The organism is Gemmatimonadaceae bacterium (assembly GCA_035606695.1).
In the GTDB taxonomy this organism is placed as follows: domain Bacteria; phylum Gemmatimonadota; class Gemmatimonadetes; order Gemmatimonadales; family Gemmatimonadaceae; genus JAQBQB01.
Window position 1 is genome coordinate 40,217 of record DATNEW010000050.1, and the last position, 17,725, is coordinate 57,941.

At 65.4% G+C, this 17,725-nt stretch carries 16 protein-coding genes; 12 read left to right on the forward strand and 4 right to left on the reverse strand.

Annotation, left to right across the window (positions count from 1 at the left end; genetic code table 11):
• Window positions 1-29: 29 nt before the first annotated feature.
• Both VN706_24960 and VN706_24965 read left to right on the forward strand, forming a co-directional pair.
• Window positions 30-710: a Bax inhibitor-1/YccA family protein gene (locus tag VN706_24960; protein HXT18900.1), complete on the forward strand. Its 681-nt coding sequence runs from the start codon at window positions 30-32 to the stop codon at window positions 708-710.
• Window positions 711-734: 24 nt separating this feature from the next.
• The gene (locus VN706_24965; GenBank protein ID HXT18901.1) at window positions 735-1,454 is read left to right on the forward strand and encodes a PIG-L family deacetylase; all 720 of its coding nucleotides are present in this window, start codon (window positions 735-737) and stop codon (window positions 1,452-1,454) included.
• 19 nt (window positions 1,455-1,473) lie between these two features.
• On the opposite strand, the gene VN706_24970 is transcribed toward VN706_24965, so the two are convergent.
• Window positions 1,474-1,755, reverse strand: a complete 282-nt coding sequence (locus VN706_24970; protein ID HXT18902.1) for a 4a-hydroxytetrahydrobiopterin dehydratase — start codon at window positions 1,753-1,755, stop codon at window positions 1,474-1,476.
• A 20-nt stretch (window positions 1,756-1,775) separates the two neighbouring features.
• On the opposite strand from VN706_24970, the gene VN706_24975 reads away from it, so the two are divergent.
• The 7 genes from VN706_24975 (at window position 1,776) to VN706_25005 (ending at window position 10,175) form a co-directional block, all read left to right on the forward strand.
• Window positions 1,776-2,363 carry a hypothetical protein gene (locus VN706_24975; GenBank protein ID HXT18903.1) on the forward strand — a complete coding sequence of 196 codons (588 nt, stop codon included), beginning with the start codon at window positions 1,776-1,778 and terminating at the stop codon, window positions 2,361-2,363.
• 67 nt (window positions 2,364-2,430) lie between these two features.
• A complete protein-coding gene (locus VN706_24980) occupies window positions 2,431-3,606 on the forward strand; it encodes a radical SAM protein (protein ID HXT18904.1) in 1,176 nt (391 codons plus the stop codon).
• A 240-nt stretch (window positions 3,607-3,846) separates the two neighbouring features.
• Window positions 3,847-4,587: a hypothetical protein gene (locus VN706_24985; protein HXT18905.1), complete on the forward strand. Its 741-nt coding sequence runs from the start codon at window positions 3,847-3,849 to the stop codon at window positions 4,585-4,587.
• Window positions 4,529-5,932, forward strand: coding sequence for a hypothetical protein (locus tag VN706_24990; protein ID HXT18906.1), 1,404 nt, complete (start codon window positions 4,529-4,531; stop codon window positions 5,930-5,932). Before VN706_24985 ends, VN706_24990 begins: the two co-directional genes overlap by 59 nt.
• A gap of 49 nt (window positions 5,933-5,981) precedes the next feature.
• Window positions 5,982-6,368 carry a DUF3224 domain-containing protein gene (locus VN706_24995; protein HXT18907.1) on the forward strand — a complete coding sequence of 129 codons (387 nt, stop codon included), beginning with the start codon at window positions 5,982-5,984 and terminating at the stop codon, window positions 6,366-6,368.
• A gap of 6 nt (window positions 6,369-6,374) precedes the next feature.
• A complete protein-coding gene (locus VN706_25000) occupies window positions 6,375-9,755 on the forward strand; it encodes an error-prone DNA polymerase (protein HXT18908.1) in 3,381 nt (1,126 codons plus the stop codon).
• Window positions 9,756-9,779: 24 nt separating this feature from the next.
• Entirely contained in the window at window positions 9,780-10,175 is a 396-nt protein-coding gene (locus VN706_25005; protein ID HXT18909.1) for a DUF3224 domain-containing protein, read from the forward strand.
• 71 nt (window positions 10,176-10,246) lie between these two features.
• Here the strand turns inward: VN706_25005 and VN706_25010 are convergent, their stop codons facing one another.
• Both VN706_25010 and VN706_25015 read right to left on the reverse strand, forming a co-directional pair.
• Entirely contained in the window at window positions 10,247-12,958 is a 2,712-nt protein-coding gene (locus VN706_25010; GenBank protein ID HXT18910.1) for an ADOP family duplicated permease, read from the reverse strand.
• 7 nt (window positions 12,959-12,965) lie between these two features.
• Window positions 12,966-13,301, reverse strand: a complete 336-nt coding sequence (locus VN706_25015) for a PadR family transcriptional regulator (GenBank protein ID HXT18911.1) — start codon at window positions 13,299-13,301, stop codon at window positions 12,966-12,968.
• A 127-nt stretch (window positions 13,302-13,428) separates the two neighbouring features.
• Between VN706_25015 and VN706_25020 the strand changes: the two genes are divergently transcribed.
• Genes VN706_25020 through VN706_25030 form a run of 3 tightly spaced genes read left to right on the forward strand, consistent with a single transcriptional unit; the run spans window position 13,429 to window position 16,744 of the window.
• Complete coding sequence (locus VN706_25020) at window positions 13,429-13,767, forward strand: PadR family transcriptional regulator (protein HXT18912.1); 339 nt, start codon at window positions 13,429-13,431, stop codon at window positions 13,765-13,767.
• Between the two features lie 4 nt (window positions 13,768-13,771).
• Window positions 13,772-16,474 (forward strand): ADOP family duplicated permease, encoded by a 2,703-nt coding sequence (locus VN706_25025; protein ID HXT18913.1) that lies wholly within the window; start codon window positions 13,772-13,774, stop codon window positions 16,472-16,474.
• 9 nt (window positions 16,475-16,483) lie between these two features.
• Entirely contained in the window at window positions 16,484-16,744 is a 261-nt protein-coding gene (locus tag VN706_25030; protein HXT18914.1) for a hypothetical protein, read from the forward strand.
• Window positions 16,745-16,806: 62 nt separating this feature from the next.
• Here VN706_25030 and VN706_25035 read toward each other — a convergent pair whose 3' ends face one another.
• Window positions 16,807-17,634, reverse strand: coding sequence for a hypothetical protein (locus VN706_25035; GenBank protein ID HXT18915.1), 828 nt, complete (start codon window positions 17,632-17,634; stop codon window positions 16,807-16,809).
• Window positions 17,635-17,725: the final 91 nt, after the last annotated feature.

Here is a 17,725-nt window from a genome sequence, read left to right on the forward strand (position 1 = left end):
GGTCTACTCCAACGGAGTTCTTCGACATCATGGGTTTCTCCTACGCACCCGCCATTCAGGTTCGCACGGGCGCGGAACGCGCGACGCTCGTTCGCCGCACCTACGGCCTGGTTTTCCTGAGCATTCTCGTCACCATGCTCGGCTCGGCCTTCGCGTTCACGCAGCCGGCGCTGATGCAAGGCGTGATGCAGCATCCCTTCATCACGTTCATCTGCATGTTCATCCCGCTGATCATGGCGCAGCGCGCCGCGCGGGATTTTCCGAAGAACGTCATCCTCACTCTGCTGTTCACGTTCATCGAAGGCATCTGGCTGGCGCCCATCCTCGCGCTCACCGAAGCGCGCGCACCGGGCACCGTCACGTCGGCCGCCGCGCTGACTCTCGTCGCCTTCGGCGGATTGACGCTGTACGCGCTCGTGAGCCGGCGCGATTTCAGCGCGTGGGGCAGCTTCTTCATGATCGGGCTGCTCGTGCTGTTCGCGGCGTTGATCATCAACATGTTCGTGCAGAGCGTCGCGGCCGGTCTGTGGATCGCCTCCGTCGGCGTGCTGATCTTCTCGGGCCTGCTGGTGTTCGATACGTGGCGTATCCTGCGCAGCGGCACGTTCGGCCAGGATGACTACGTCATCGCCGCGGTGCAGATCTATCTCGATCTGCTCAACATGTTCATGTTCATTCTCATGCTCCTGGGCGGCGGCAAGCGCCGGTAAGCTCGGTCAACGCGGGCGTCGACGTTGGGCCGAATCGCGCTGATCTTCGCGCATCCCGACGACGAGACGTTCTGTGTCGGCGGCATCGTCGCGAAGTACGCCAGCGCCGGCCATCAGATAAGCCTGTGGTGTGCAACGAACGGGGACGCCGGCAAATCAGCCGCCGTCCCCGTTTCGTCTCGTGAAGAGCTCGCGGCTCTGCGCCGCAATGAAGTGCTCGTCGCCTGCCGGCTGCTCGGCATCGATCCCGTCGAAATGCCCGGCTATCGCGACGGCGCGCTCGAGCAAGCCGATCCAATTGAGCTGACGAACGACATTGTCTCGTTCATCCGCCGCCAACGACCCGACGTCGTCATCACGTTCGGACCCGAAGGCGCGCCCACCGGGCATCGCGATCATTCCGCGATCTCGCGCGTCGCGACGGCCGCATTCTTTCTGTCGGGCCTGACGGCGTTCGACGCACAGCATCTCGCGCCGCACGCGGCGAAGCGGCTGTTCTACCACGCCTGGACGATGCCGCAGCCCGATCCTCGCCTCACGATCGAGAGCGTGCCGCCGACGTGCGCGATCGGCGTGCGCGAATTCAAGGCGGTGAAGGACGCCGCGTTCAAGGCGCACGCCACGCAACAAGGATCAGCGCACGCATTCTATTCGAGCGCATTGAAGGACGTCGAACATCTGGCGTTCGCGGCCGGCGTGGCGCAACCGCAGGCGATGATCGCCGATCTCTTCGCGGGATTGTGATCGCGGCTCGCTACGGCACTTACCGCACGCCTTCGATCCGTTCCGCCAGTGTCAGATCCGATTGCGTGATGCCGCCCGCGTCGTGCGTCGACAGCACGATCGTGATCTTCGTGTACCGAATGTCGATGTCGGGATGATGATCCATCTCGTCGGCGATCTTCGCGATGCGATCGACGAACGCGATGCCGTCCGCGAAGCGATCGAACGCGAACGTCTTGGTCAGCGCATCGCCGCGGCGCGACCAACCCGACAGTCCGCCGAGGGCACGCTGGATCTCGAGGTCCGACAGTTTCTGGCGCATGCGATAGATTCTACAGCCGTATGCTGAAGCGAGCCATCGTCGCCTTCGGATTTTTCTGTTCGGCGCCGGGGCTCGGCGCCCAGCAGCCCGACTCGGCGTCCGTTCACGGCCCGCATTACGTGCGCGACTTCAGCTTGGGCGTCGCGACCAGCATTCTCCTCCATGAGATGGGCCACATCGGGACCTCAATCGCCGAGGGTGCGCATCCCACGTTCGGCTTCGACACGTTTCGGCCGACCGTCTTCTCGGGCATCAGCGCACGACGCGAGCCGCGCAAGCAGTTCTGGTTCTCCTCGGCCGGTCTCAACGTGCAGACGGTTCTGGACGAGGCGATTCTCGACATCCCCCACGCGCGAGGCAGCGCGTTCGAGCGCGGGATCCTCGGCGGCGGGATCGGGACGACGGTCTTCTATCTGACCATCGGCCGCTGGGGCTCGGTGAGCGACGTCGATTTCATGGCGCGCACGCACGTCATGACGAAGACCGAGGTGACGCTGCTGTATGGCAGCATCGCGGCGCTGCAGACGTGGCGGATCAGCCGGAATCCGGCGTATGCGCACTTCTTCGCGGCGCCGACCGGGCATGGGTTCGTCGTCGGCTGGAGGTAACTGCTCGGCTCGCGACCTCTTGCGTCTTCGGTCTTTGTTCGGTACGATCCATGCCCCTCGGAGGCGCATGGGCGTACCGCAGACGCAGTTTCAGCAGACCGCAATGTTCGGAGCCGACGTGCTCGGCAAGCCGCTGCCCGTCGTCGGCGAACAGAAGGACATTCGCTACTTCGGCACCATCGCGAAGAACGTCCTGAACCCACCGGATGTGACGCAGATGGGGTTCTGGTCGGTGAACCCGTACATCGGCTGCGCCTTCGGGTGTGCGTACTGCTACGCGCGATACGCGCATCGCTGGGTGGTCGATCGCCACGCCACCGCCAATCCCGAGCACGCCGATCTTCAGGCCGCGCGCGACACGATGGTCCCGTGGCTCGCGTTCGAGCGGCGGATCTTCGTCAAGACCAACGCGGCCGACGTGCTGCGGCGTACGCTGCGCCATGGATCGGACAAGCATTTAGCGTTGTTGAAAGATGAAACTATCGTAATCGGCACGGCGACCGATCCCTTTCAGCCGGCCGAGCGGCGCTTTCGCGTCACGCGCGCGTGTCTCGAGGTGCTGGCCGAGCATCCGGGACTCTCGGTCACCATCATCACCAAGAGTCCGCTCGTGACGCGCGACATCGACGTGCTCAAGCGCATCAAGCGCCACTCATCGCTCACGGTGCACCTCTCGCTCATCTCCACCGACCGCGAGCTGGCGCGCACGGTCGAGCCGCGCGCACCGACTCCCGAGGCGCGTCTCCGCGCGCTCGCGCGATTGAGCGAAGCGGGCATCGACGTCGGCATCAACGTCATGCCGGTGCTGCCGGCGATCACCGATCATCCCGCGGCGCTCGAGCACCTCGTGAAGTCGGTGGCCGAGCGCGGCGCGGCGTACGTGAATGCATGTGCGCTGCGTCTGCGATCGTCGGCGCGTCAGCGGTATCTGCCATTCATCGAGCAGGAGTTTCCGCATCTCGCGAAACGCTACTGGGCGACGTACGCGTTCGATCACAAGGTGAGCGGCACGTACAGCGCGCGATTGAAGCGGCGGATGACGGAGCTCTGCGCCAGGCACGGCGTGCCGTACGGCCGGTGGGGCGCCGCCGACGAGCGCGCGTCCGAAGCGATCGAAGAACGATTCGCCGGCACCGAGCAGCTCGAGCTCACGCTTGGCGCGAATGGGGCCGATGCGGCCGATGTGTCCAGTGCGGCCAATCCGGCTACGGCTACGGCGTTGCCGATGTCGAGGCTGTCCTGATGCACCGCTAAGTCCTTCCAGCCACTCGGCTTCGCCGTGTGGAAATCATCATCTACATCACAAACGTGAGATTCTCCTCTGAATAACGCGTACAAAATCCGAGGTTTGGTTCTTGCTTTCGGTTTCTGTTCGGGGTAGCTTCCCTCCCCCCGCAAGGTCGGGGTGCATTCCTCGCTGCGGCGCGAAGCGCCGCAGCGAGGAATAAAAAATTGGACTGGACCTCTACGCGTTTCAGGCTCGATGTCGTCCCAGGTTGCCGCGCTCCGCGCACTCATCCAGCAGCGCTTTCCCGACGCTACGCCGCTTACCAGTACCTCTGGTACCGCTGGCGGGGCGCAGACGACGGAGCACGTCGCCACCGGAATTGCCGCGCTCGATTGCATCCTGCCCAACGGCGGGCTCCCGCGCGGACGGCTCTCGGTGTGGCAGCCGCGCGGCGGTGCCACGGCCATCCTTCGTGCCGCCTGCCATGCCGCGGCGGCGCAGGGCGAACGCGCGGCGTGGATCGACGGCGATAGCACGGTCGCGGGCGCGTTCTGGACGCGCGACAACACGTTTCGAGTCGCCGAGTCCGACGGGCTCTTTCTCGTCCGGCCGTCGTCGCGGCTGCACGCGCTGCGCGCCGCCGAAGAGCTGCTGCGGTCGGGCGGATTTTCACTTCTGGTATTAGCAGGTTGTGATCCCCACGGCACCGAGACCGTGCGCCTCACGCGCACGGCCCGCGAGGGCGGCTCGGCGCTGGTCACGATCGGCGACGCGACGTCGATGGCGAGCCTCCGTCTCACGTCGCGCCTCGTCCGCTACCGCTGGCGGCACACGCCGTTCGGCGAGCCGGCGGAAGCGATCGACGCCACGGTACGCGTGCACGCGCGCACCGTGGGACACAACGCGCATGCGGAATTTCCTTTGCCGGTGATGAATCATGAGCTACGTCTGTCTCTGGAGTCCGAGCTGGCCGACCGGCGCGGACTTCCCCGCTGATCTGGCGGCGTCGCTGCTCGGTGTGGCGCCGCGTGTGGCCGTCGGCGAGCGCTCGCTCGTCTGGGGCGACGCACGCGGTCTGCACGGCGGCAAGCTCGCCGAAGAGATGCTGCGCATCGCGAGCGACTACGGCTACGACGACGTGCACGCCGGCGTGGCGATGACGCCGGTCGCGGCCGAAGTCGCGGCCACCCACAGCGCAACGCGAAGCGAGACGCGGCTCATCATCGTGAAGCCCGGCACCGACGCGAGCTTCATCGCGCCGTACAAGCTCTCCGTTCTCTCTCCGTCCGAGCATCTCGCGGCGCTGCTCCAAGGGCTCGGCATCGAAACCTGCGGTGCGCTCGGTGCGCTCGACGCCGAGTCCATCGAAGTGCGCCTCGGCGTGGAAGGTGTTCGGTTCTGGCAGCGCGCGCGAGCGGAGGAGGCGCGCTGGTTGTTCAAGACGCCGCCGCGCGAGTTGCCGAGCGCGGGCGTCGAGTGGGTGGAGTACGGGCTGAAGGATCCGGAGCGATTGCTGTTTGTCATCAACTCGCTCGCCGGAACGGTGTGCACGGCGCTCGCGGCGCGAGGCGAGAAGGCGCGCGAGATGTCGCTCGTCTTCTCACTCGGCAACCGGATGCAGCGGTCGCATCTCGTGCGATCGTCGCGGCCGAGCGCGGAGCAGAAGCGGTGGATGCGGCTGGTGCGCGAGGCGTTGGACGTCATCACGCTGCCCGACGCGGTGATGGGTGTGGTGTTGCGCGTGGAGTCGGTGGTGGGGAGTCATGGCGCGCAGGGCGATTTGTTCGATCGCGGCTTCGCGAGCGCGCCGGCGGTCGAAGATGCGATCGTGCAGCTCACCGACGATCAGGGCGACGTCGTCGTGCAGCCGGTGAACGACGAGCATCCGTTGTTGGAGCTCAGGACGCAGTGGAAGTCGCGGGCGCGTGCCGGTGTGTCATCCCGAGGGAGCGCAGCGACCGAGGGATCTGCCATCACGATCGAACGGCAGGCCACGCGCAAAGGACGTCAGATTCCTCGCTTCGCTCGGAATGACAAAGCAGCGCGCGATGACAAACGCGACAGCTCGCTCACGCTCCAGCTCCTGCCCACACCGAAAGTGGTGACGGTCGACACCGCGCCGCGCCGCGATCACGAAATACCAACACGCTATCTCGACGACAACGAATGGCATGATCTCGTGGAGGTCGCGGGCCCCGATCGCGTGTCGGGCGGCCAATGGAATGCGGCGTATGCGCGCGAGTATTTCCGCTGCGTGCGCGAGGACGGGATGATGGTGTGGTTGTTCCGCGGTGCGAGGCAGCAGACGTCGGACTGGTTTCTTCACGGCTGGTGGGACTGAGCGGTATCGCGCATCGGCGCATCGGGATCAATCGTACGAGGACTGGATCATGGCGCAGCTCGAGGGAGCGTTCGACGTAGTGAGTTGGGATGAAGAACCGTACGACCGCATCGAGGGACAACCGCGATTCTCGCATGTCCGCTCGGTGTACGAGATGAAGGGGAGCATTCAGGGCGAGGCATCGCTGTGCTATCTGCTCGCGTACGCCGACGACATCGCGCATTTCGTGGGCTTTGCGCTCGTCACCGGCACGGTGAATGGCAAGAGCGGCAGCTTCGTGATGAACGACGTCGGCACGTACGACAACGACGTGGCGAAGGGGCGGTGGATGATCATCCCCGGCCTGGGCCGCGGCGCGCTCAGCAACATTCGCGGCTACGGCCATTTCGCGACGGGGCCTTCGGGGTCGTCGTATCTGCTCGAAGTGAGTTTCTGACGGCGCATGTACGTCGAGCTTCGCGCGCACACCTGCTTCTCGTTTTCCGACGGCGCCATCTCCGCCGAGGCGCTGGCGCATCACGCGCGGACGTTAGGATATACTCATTTAGGGATTACTGATACCGCCGATCTGGGCGGCCTCGCCCGATTCGCCGTCGAGGCGATGGCGCCGACCAAACACGCATTGTGCGCGCTCGCCGAGCAGCACGACGAGCTTGACGATGGCGACTGTCCCGAGTGCCAGCGCCCGGTGCAGCCGATCGTCGGCGCGGAGCTCGTCGTCGACGGACATCCGGCGGCGTTTCTGGCGCGTACCGAGCGTGGCTATCAGAACCTCGCCGCACTGGTGACGCTCGCGCGTGTGGGACAATGGGAGGAGTGGGACAAGAAGGTGCAGGGCAAGCGTCGTGGACGGCCGAAGGTGACGTGGACCCATGTCGCCGAGCATGCGGAAGGATTGCATGCGTTGACCGGACCCGCGACGGGAGCGCTCGCGTCGTTGCTTCGAGCCGGCAAGGGTATCACGTCGAGCGAAGCGAAGCGATGCTTGGCGCAATGGCGCGAGTGCTTCGCCCCCGGATCGTTGTCCATCGAAGTACAGCTGCACTACACCGGCGGCCACGAAGCGGCGCTGGCGTCGGAACTGATCGAGCTCGCCGAATCGAACGGTATACCGTGGGTGGCGACGCAGGATCCGCGGTACGTCGACGACGCCGGCCGACTCGTGCACGACATGTTGACCGCGCTGCGCTACGATCTCACGATCGACGATGCGGCCAAGCGCGGACTGCTGCATCCGAACGCGGAATGGCGGCTGCTCTCACCGCACGAGATGGCGCAGCGCTGGCGCGGCCGCGAGGAGGGATTGCGTGAGAGCGCGCGCATCGCCGGCGAGTGCGAGATCTTCAAGCTCGACTGGATGCGCCCTCCCCTGCCCGACTTTCGGAAAGCGAAGCTCGGCGCCGGCATGAGCTCGGTCGACGACGTCGCCGCCCTGCGCGCGTTGACGGAAGAAGGCGCACGGAAGCGGTGGGGGAATGTCTCGCAAAAACAGAAGGATCAGATCGAGCACGAGCTGGATCTCATCGGCCGCCTGGGATTCGCGGGCTTCTTTCTGGTGATGGCCGACGCGGTACGCTACGCGAAGAGCATCGGCATTCTGTGTCAGGGGCGCGGCAGCGCGGCCAACTCGGTGGTGGCGTTCTGCACGGAGATCACGGCGGTCGATCCCGTGAAGCACGGCCTGCTCTTCGAGCGTTTTCTGTCCGACGCGCGCGTGCATGGGCGCGCCGAGCCGCCGGACATCGACGTGGACTTCGAGCACGAGCGGCGCGAGGAAGTGTTGAACTACATGTACGAGAACTACGATCGCAAGCATGCCGCGATCACGGCGGTGACGCAGCTGTTCCACGCGCCGACGGCGATTCAGGACGCCATGCGCGCGCTGGGCTACGCGCCGGAACAGGCATTAGAGATTTCGAAACGCGTCCACGGCGACGAACCGGGCGAATGCGTCGGTGCGGTCATGGAAGTGGCGGATGGGCGCGGCATGGACCTCGACAATGCGCGCGGCCGGGCGCTCCTCGCGGCGCTGCCCGCGTTTGACGGGTTGGCGCGGCTGCGGTCCACGCACGTCGGCGGCTTCGTGCTCTCGGCGGCGCCGCTCGGGAATTATTTGCCGGTGGAGCAGACGACGATGGGCCGCACGATCGTGCAGTTCGACAAGGACGATCTCGACATGATCGGCGTGCCGAAGTTCGACTTCCTGGGATTGGGTGCGCTGGCGATGGTGCGCATCGCGTACGACGTGATCGAGAAGCGCACGGGAACGCGGCCGAACATGTACGAGGTGAAGGATCGCGACGCGAAGGCGTACGATCTCATTCAGCGCGGCGAGACGATCGGCATGTTTCAGATCGAGAGCCGCGCGCAGATCAATTCGATATTACACACGAAGCCTGACCACTTGTACGATCTGGTCGTGCAAGTGGCGTTGATACGACCCGGCCCGATTCAGGCGAGCTTCGTGCATCCGTACACACAGCGGCGATTGGGGTTGGAGCCGGTGGTGTATGCGCATCCGGATCTCGAGGAGCCGCTGGCGCGCACGCAGGGCATCCCGATTTTTCAGGAGCAGGCGATGGCGATCGCCATGAAGCTCGGCGGCTATACCGCGACGCAGGCGGATCTGTTGCGGCGAACGATGGGGAACATTCGCAAGAAGGAAAAGCTCGAGCGCGCGCTCGTGGATTTGAAGCGGGCGATGTTGACGCGCGGCATCGAGGACGCGGTGGCGGCGAAGATCTGCAGCGATCTCGTGAGCTTCGCGAATTATGGGTTTCCTGAATCGCATGCATGGAGCTTTGCGCTGATCGCCTATGTGACGGCGTATCTCAAGGCGCATCATCCGACGGAGTTTTTCATCGGGCTGCTCAACGCGCAGCCGATGGGGTTCTATCCCATCTCGACGTTGATTCACGATGCCAAGCGGCATGGGGTCGAGGTCAGGCCGCCGTGTTTGGCGACGGGGGATTGGGAGTGTACGGCGGAAGAGGTTGAAGCGCGCGAAGAACAAGAAGCGCTAATGTGTCATCCTGAGCGCGAAGCGCGAAGGACCCCTTTCGCTGCGGGGGGCTTCTCCGCGGCAGAGAGAGGTCCTTCGCCTTCGGCTCAGGACGACACGAAGCGCTGCGCGCTTCGTGTCGGGTGGAAGTTTGTCAGAGGCATCGGCGACAAATACATCGACCAACTCCGCGCCGCGCGCGACAAGGGTGGGCCGTTCACGTCGATCGGCGACGTCGTGCGCCGCGGCGGGCTCACGCGCGGCGAGGTGATTGCGTTCGCGCAGGCCGATGCGTTCGCGGTGTGGGCGAAGGACCGGCGGCACGCGGCGTGGGAAGGGTTGCGCGCATGCGGCGACGTGCTGCCGCTCGCGCCCGCGAAGGTGTCGTATCACGATCCCGTTCCGCTCGACCGGCAGCAGCTCGTGTTCATGGATTATCACGCCGTGGGCATGAGCATCTACGGGCATCCCATGGAGTCCGTGCGCGAGATGTTGCAACACGGTGGCGCGATCGACAGCAAGCAATTGATGGAAACGCCCAATGGCCGCATGGTGACGGTCGGCGGTCTCGTCACCGTGCGCCAACGTCCCGCGACCGCCGGCGGTACGATCTTCCTGTTGCTCGAGGACGAGCATGGTTATATGAACATCGTGGTGCCGCAGCCTCTTGTGGCGCCGAATGAAGAAGTGGTGAAGCGCGCGCCGTTCGTGCTGGTGCAGGGCCGTGTGGAGAACGACGGCGCGTCGATCTCGGTGGTGGGCCGCCGATTCCGCGAGCTCGAGGTGGGACAGCTGACGCATTCCGCGCATGAATTCCGCTAATCCGATAAATCAGGAGAACGACTCGTGACGACGCATGCGAAGGGAACGTTCGACGTGCAGCTCCACGCACTCGCGATGGAAGACATCGCGAACGACGCGATGCTTGGCCGCATGTCGAGCGACAAACAGCTACACGGCGATCTGACCGGTACGACGCAGGGCCAGATGCTCACCGTCGGCACGACGACGAGCGGCTCGCAGGTGTATGTCGCCGTCGAGCGCGTGACCGCGACACTCGGCGGCAAGCACGGAACGTTCGCGCTGCATCATCGCGGCGTGATGAATCGCGGAAAGGCGACTTTAGAGATTAGTGTCGTGCCGGATTCTGGCACCGGTGAACTGGCCGGGATTACCGGCACGCTCGCGATCGACGTGAAGGACGGCGAGCACCTGTATGATTTCGAATACACGCTGCCCTGAGATACAAAACGGCAGCGCTGTTGCGCCGCCGTTCTCGCGGTCGCGTCTCGCGGCGTGACGCGGCAACCCACTCAATCCGAGCGAAGCGATACGCTCGGATCCGCTCGCACCGCTCGCGCGGCGGGAATCACGCTCGCGAGCACCGCCGCGACGAGCATCGTCGCACCGACAAGCGCATATGTCGTCGCATCGACCGCCGACTGCCTGAACAAGAGCGGCTGCACGCGGGGCGCAAGCATCCACGCCGCGGCGAGGCCAATCGCAATGGCGGCCGCGATCGGACGAATCCCCTGCAGTACCACGAGACGCACGACGTCGCTGCCGCGTGCGCCGAGTGCGACGCGCACACCCATTTCGTGCATTCGTTGCGCCACGGAGTAGCTCACGACGCCGTACAATCCAACAATCGCCACCGCCAACGCCAATCCTCCAAAGGCCACGAACAGCGTCGCACCCAATCGCCAGGATCGACTTTGATCGTCGACCGCGGCCTGGAGCGGTCGCACGACGACAAACCCATCACCCGGCATGGCTCGCGTCACGCCGCGACGTATGCGCTCGAGGTCGCCGCGCACGTCGGCGTGTGCCATGCGCACGTACATCGTCGACACCTGGTGCGGCGCGACCTGATCGACGGGCAGATAATACATGAAGCGCGGATCGTCCGAGATGTTCTGCTGCGCGGTATTTTCGGCGATGCCGATCACGGTCGTGCACGGCGCGGTGGCGGCCTTGGGGTGGGCCCCGATTCCAACGCGCATGCATTGGCCGAGTGCGTCGCGACCCGGCCAGAGCGCGCGCGCCATGGCATCGCTCACCACGGCGACGAGCGGCCTGCCGTCGCGATCGCCCTCCGTGAACGCACGCCCGCGCAAGAGACGCGTCTGCATGACGCGAAAATACTCCGGCGACGTGATCTGCATGTTGAATCGCCCCAGCGCTTCGACGGAATCGATGCCCTCGACGAGCACCTGAGCGGTGTTGGTTCCAAACAGCATGCTATTCACGCGCGCCGCGCTGACGACGCCAGGCAGCGCTTGTACCTGCGCGAGCAGCCGGTGCCGAACGAGCACCGACGCCGCGCTGTCCATCGAGTAACCGCGAAAGTCGGGCACCACTTCGATCACCGGCCGCGCATCGTACCCGAGCGGCACGGCGCGCGCGTTGGCGAAGCTCCGCACGAAGAGTCCTGCGCCGACGAGCAGCACCACCGACAATGCGCCCTGAGCGACGACCAGCATCGTCCGCATGCGAGATCTCTGAACGGTTCCTTCTCGCGCCCCCGCTTTGAGCGTCGCCGCCAAATCAGTCCGCGCGGCCGCGAGCGCCGGGCCGATCGCCGTCAACAGCGCGGCGAGGGTGGCGCATCCGAACGCGACGGCCAGCGTTCGCCAATCAGTCGCGACGTTGAACGGTGCATTCTGCGGCAGCAACATCGTTCGGATGACCGCCCCGCCCCACTGGGCCACGGCGACGCCCGCCACGGCCCCCAACACAGCGAGCAGCATGGCCTCGGTAAGGAACTGCGCGATCAATCGGCCGCGCCCGACGCCAAGCGCAAGGCGCACCGTGATCTCGCGACGTCGACGAATGACTCTGGCGATCATCAGGTTCGCGACGTTCGCGCACGCGATGACGAGCACGATGATCGCCACGCCCATCACCCAAAGGAGGACGCGTGACTCGGGTCCGGCGTCAGGACCGGCCGCAAGGTTGACGGGACCGGCGATCGCGATCGGATGCGCCAGCGAGTCGGCCAGCACACGAGGATTCAACGCCCGCGACGCGGCGCGACTTCTCCGGTACGCAACCGTGAGCTCGTCGGACGCCGCCCGGACGCTCACGCCGGCCCTGCGCCGCACCAACATCTGTACCCAATCCCAGTTGTAATCGCGGCGGAACGACTCGACGCTCCACGACCCGAGATTTGGCGGAATGGTCGTGAGCGGCACGAAAATGTCAGGTGCCGCGCCTTCGGTGGTGCCCACGAAGTCGCTCGGCGCGACGCCGATGATCGTGTAGTCGATCACCCCGATCTTGAGGTGCCGGCCCACCACGTTCGCCGAATTGAATTCGGTCGCCCACAGTTGGTGGCTCAAGACCGCGACGGGAACTCCCGTCGCTCCCGAGTCTTCCGCCGCGACGAAGTAGCGGCCGAGCACGGGCGGCGCATTAAAGAAGTTGAAAAACGACGGTGTGACGCCGACGACCTTCCGCACCGTGGACGCGTCGCCGCTGCCGACGGCGAAGCGCCACTCGGAGTACGCGGCGACGCCCGCGACGCTGTGCGAGGCGGCCAGGAGATCCTGGTAGCGGAGGTAGGGGAAGATGGGGTTCGCGCTGGTATGGCCGCGGTACGTCGTCTGGAGATAGACGCGATTGACCGTTGCCGGGGACTCGAGGTACGCCGGCGGCCGCAGCATCAGGCGATCGATGACGGCGAACATCGCGGCGTTGGCCCCGATGCCGAGTGCGAAGGTCAGAATCACCGTGGTCGCGAAACCGGGGGCGCGGCGAATACCGCGAACCGCGTAGTTGAGATCCTGAACGACCGTCTCGATCGCGGGCACGGTCCACGCATCCCGGCTTTCTTCGCGAAGCGCGCCGGCGTGGCCGACCTGTCGTCGCGCGGTCGCGAGTGCATCGGCCGGGGACATTCCGCCCAGCTCGAGATCGCGTACGAGCAGCCGCACATGCTCCTCGAGCTCGTCGTCGAGCTCGCGGAGCAGCGCATCGCGCCGGCGCCACGCCACGATGCGCCCGATCAGTTCGCGCCACGTCATGGGAGTGTCATCGTTCCGACCCGCGCAGCACGCGCGCCGTGACCGCCACGGATTGCTTGAACACTTCCTCCTCTTCCGAGAGCTGGCGCCGGCCCGCGGTGGTGAGCCGGTAGTAGCGCGCCTGCCGTCCGGTCGGCGTGCGTTTGATCTCGGACGTCACCCAGCCCTTCACCTGCATGCGCTTGAGCGCCGGATAGAGCGAGCCTTCCTCGATGCGAAGCGCGTCGTTCGACAGACGGTGGATGTGCTGCGCGACGCTGTAGCCGTGCATCGGCCCCAGCGACAGGGTTTTGAGGATCAGCAGGTCGAGCGTGCCGGCGAGCAGGCGCGGGGATTCTGGCATCGGATCTCTATACTGTTCACATCTATGTATAGACCTGACACTGCCGTCGGCGCAAGGGCCCGCGAACGCTCCTATTGACATTCGGGAGGAGCGGTATCATGTTCCTCCCGACATCCGGGAGGAACGCGTGGCCAAGCCCGCCGCCAACGAACAGGTTCTGCAAGGCACCTTGGACCTGCTCATTCTCAAGACGCTCTCGCTCGCGCCGATGCACGGCTGGGGACTCACCCACCGCATCGAACAGCTTTCCCGCGACGCCCTGCAGGTCGGCCAGGGTTCCATCTACCCCGCCCTCGTCCGGCTCGAGCAGCGCGGGTGGATCGACACCGAGTGGCGCATCACCGAGAACAGCCGCCGCGCCAAGTACTATCGGCTCACCGCGGCGGGACGGCGCGCGCTGGGGCAGGAGCGCGCGTCCTGGGATCGCTTCGTTACCGCCGTCGCGCTCGTGCTCGCCGCGGAGTGACGACATGATACTGACCCGCGTGCGTGCCGCGCTCATTCGCGCCCGAGAAATGTTCCGCCGCCGCTCCCGCGTTGCGACGGAACAGGACGAGGAATTTTCCTTTCATCTCGACATGGAAACGGCGGAGAACGTTCGCCGAGGAATGAGCGAAGCTGACGCTCGGCGGGCCGCACTGCTCCGCTTCGGCGGTACGCAGCGCTTCCGCGAGGAAACGAGCGACGCGCGCGGAGTCGTCGCACTCGACCATCTCGCGCGCGACGCACGCTTCGCGCTTCGGCGCCTCCGTCGCGCGCCGGCATTCACCATCGGCGTCGTCGCGACGCTCGGCATCGGAATCGGCGCGGCGGCCGGCATCGGCGCCATCGTGTACGGTGTGCTGTTGCGCGACTTGCCGTATCGCGACCCCGATCGCCTCGTGCGCGTGAGCTTCCATACGGACGCCATCGCCGGATCGGGCGATCTGAATTCGGCGGCCACGGTTTTCCATTTCATGAAGAGCGCGCACTCGTTCACCGAGCTTGGCGCGTATTTCACCAACGACAGCTTCATCCTCACGGACGGCGACACGCCCGAGCGTGTCACCGTCGCCCTGATGACCCCGAGTGTGTTCACGCTGCTCGGTGTGCGCCCAGTCCTTGGCCAGCTGTTCCTACCAAGCGACACGTCGTGGTACGGCGAACGCCTGCTTCCCATTCTCATTTCACAGGAGCTCTGGGAACGACGTTATGGTGCTGACCCGAAAATCATCGGACGGCGTGTCGACATCAACCGCGGAGAGCGAATGGTCATTGGCGTGCTACCGCGCACGTTCGATTTTCCGTCGCCATCCGTGAGCGTTTACTATCCCGCGCCGATTCCGGTGCGCCGACCCGACATCACGGTGCGCGGATTGACCGTTGTCGGCCGCTTGCGAGACGGCGTCGATCTGCGCGCCGCCGAGGCGGAATTGAACGCGCTCGTTCCGACACTCGCCATTCGCTTCCCGACGATCACCGCGGAGCAGCTCCGACAGAGCCACGCTCGTGTTTCGGTGGCGTCGCTCAAGGCGGCGACTGTTGGGCCCGTGCGAGCGCAACTCGTTCTGCTCGGCTGTCTCGTCGCTGTCGTCCTGCTCGTTGCGACGACGAACGTGGTCAATCTGTTCCTGCTGCGAACAGAGCGCTCCGCTTTGGAAATCGCCATCGCGCTCTCGCTCGGCGCCACGCGTGTGGCGCTCGCGCAGAGGTTCATCATCGAAGGAGTGGTGCTTGGGCTCGCGTCGGCCGTTGTCGCGCTTCCCATAGCCGTGCTGGCGTTGTCGACCAAGTTCGGCTTCACCGATCGCGAGATTCCGCGCCTTCACGAAGTCACTTTCACGACGGGCACGATGGGTTTGGTCGTCGCCGGCGCCACGCTGATTGGCGGCATCGTTGGTTTTACCGCGATGACCCGCGCGGGTTTCGCAGGTTTGGTGGATCGCCTGCGCGCGTCGCGATCGACATCAAGCCGGGCGTGGCGGCGCGCGCAGAGTGGTCTCGTGACATTTCAGGTCGCGATCGCGCTGGTGCTGCTCGTCGCCGCGGCGCTACTCGGCCGCAGCTTCTGGAATCTGCGCAACGCGAAGATCGGGTTCAAACCCGAGCACGCTATGACCTTCCAGGTGTCGTTGCCCTGGGATGGGTACACGTCCTATGGCGCGGACGCGGCGTTTCACGCGAAAGTGCTCGATCGCCTGAGCGCGCTGCCCGGCGTGACGTCGGTCGGCGTTGCGTTGCGGCTTCCGCTCGCGAGCCACGGCGCGCCGTTGCTCGAGTCGCAGCTTCGGCCGAGCGATGATGTGGCGCGGTCACCGGTGGCGGCATCCGGTAACATGGCGAGTGCCGAATATTTCCACACGATGGGAATTCCGCTGCTCGCCGGACGCAGCTTCCGGTCCGGCGACCTGCGGGGCGCGCCGGCGGTGGTCCTGAGTGCGCGCGTTGCGATGAGTCTTTTCGGAACGACGGACGTCGTTGGCCGGCGTATCACGAGAACGCGCGAGAATGAGCCACCGTCGATATTCACGATCGTTGGCGTGGTCGGTGACGTCCACTGGGAGCGTATCGAGGACGGCTATGTGCCGACGGTGTATTTCCCACTCCTGCGCGACGGCGACGGTCTCCCGCCCGACAATCACGCCGTGCCATTCCGCCCGCAGGACGTGCAATATGCGATACACGGGACACGACTTCCGAGCGCGTCGGATCTTCAGGAAATGCTCAAGCAGCTGGACCGCCGCGTACCTGCATCGAGAGTCAGCTCGCTTGGCGCTTTGGTCGATGATGCGACGGCACGGGTGCGACTCACGATGCTGCTCATCGCGTTCGCCGGCGCCGCCGCGTTGTTGCTTGGCGTGATCGGCGTGTATAGCGTGGTGTCGTATGCGGCGAGCGGGCGCGTGCGAGAGTTTGGAATTCGTCTTGCGCTCGGTGCTGCGCCGTCGCGCGTCGCCGGCCTGGTCCTGAATGACGGAGTCAAGCTCGTTGCGATCGGCACCTGCATCGGCGTCGTCGTCGCGCTCGGCACGACGAGATTCTTGCGCACGCTCTTGTATGAGGTCAGGCCGAACAGCATCGCGGAGCTCGGCGGCGCCACGGCGGTACTCGTGATGGTGACGCTCGTTGCGACGTTCGTTCCGGCGCGGAGAGCGGCGCGGACGCATCCGGCGCTCGTGCTGCGCGGCGAGTAGCTTGTCCTCATGACTGATGCCGAGCTCGCGCTTTGCGATCGTTACATGCCGCTCATCACTGCGGAATACCTTCGCATCGGTTTCACCGAGGACGACTTCCGCTATCTGGGATCCGGCGGCGCTCTCACGGAAGAGCGATTCGAGGAAGCGCTGCGCGATCTGCGCTCGACACCGAGTGGGATTGGAGCACAGGGGTACTATGCGCGACATGGAATGGACTTCGCGGCGATGAAAGCCGAGGTCGCCGCGCGCATCGCCCGCGAAGGGTGAAATCGAGGCGGCGAAGCGCCGCGGCGGCAATACCGTCGCGGCGCTTCGCCGCCTCGATCGAATTACTGCACGACCGCGGAAATCGGCGGAGCTTCGTGGCCTGCGGCGTCAACCGCGGTGACGATCACCGCGATGTAGTTTGCGACGCCGGCGCTCGGCGCCACCGTTGGGTTTTGGTTGACGAGAGGAATGTTCAACGTCTGCGTGTCGGTCGTCGTCGCGATCACGTCGCACTGCGACGGCTGCGTGCGGAGGTTCGCCGTGCGGTAACACGCCTGCACTGTGTACGTGACTGTGCCGACGCCGCCGATCGAGGCCGTCCACCGCGCCTCGATGTGATCGCCCGCGCTCGTCGCGGTGAGGTTCGAGACTGGCGACGGCGCTTCCTGCACGGTGCCGAACGACAGCGTGGCCGGCGTCGCGAGCGCCGCGTTCGCGCTGCTCGTCGCGACGAAGGTGGCGATTTCTAGGCTGCCGATCTGATCGCGCGACGGCAAGTATGTGTAGATGTTCACCGTGCTGCCCGGACCGCCACCGTGCGGATTATTCCCGACAGCCGATGAAACGAGCGTCAGTCTCGCGGGGCCATTGAAGGTCACGGTCGGGGCGAGACGATTACCGGCTTCGCTCGTTGCGACCACTTCGATCGTCACCGGCTGGCTCACGAGCACATTGGTGCCTGGAAACAGCGTCGAGGTGACCGTGATCGTCGGTGCGAGGGTCGAAGGTGGTGGCGTGGGAATGGCCGTGCCGCCACCACCACCGCCGCCACCCTTGGCGAATGACGGTGCGACCGTCGTGGGATTGGTCGGGGAATCCGAGTTCGAGCATCCAGTAGTCAGAGCGGCGACCGTCATGGCCGCGGCGAGACCGTGCATCCATCTTTTCATACTGACCTCGAGTCCTGATGTGGGAGATTCTACTGACGCTGCGGCGCCGGGGGTGGCGAAGAAGTCGTGTCGTCGAGCGTGAAGTATCCAA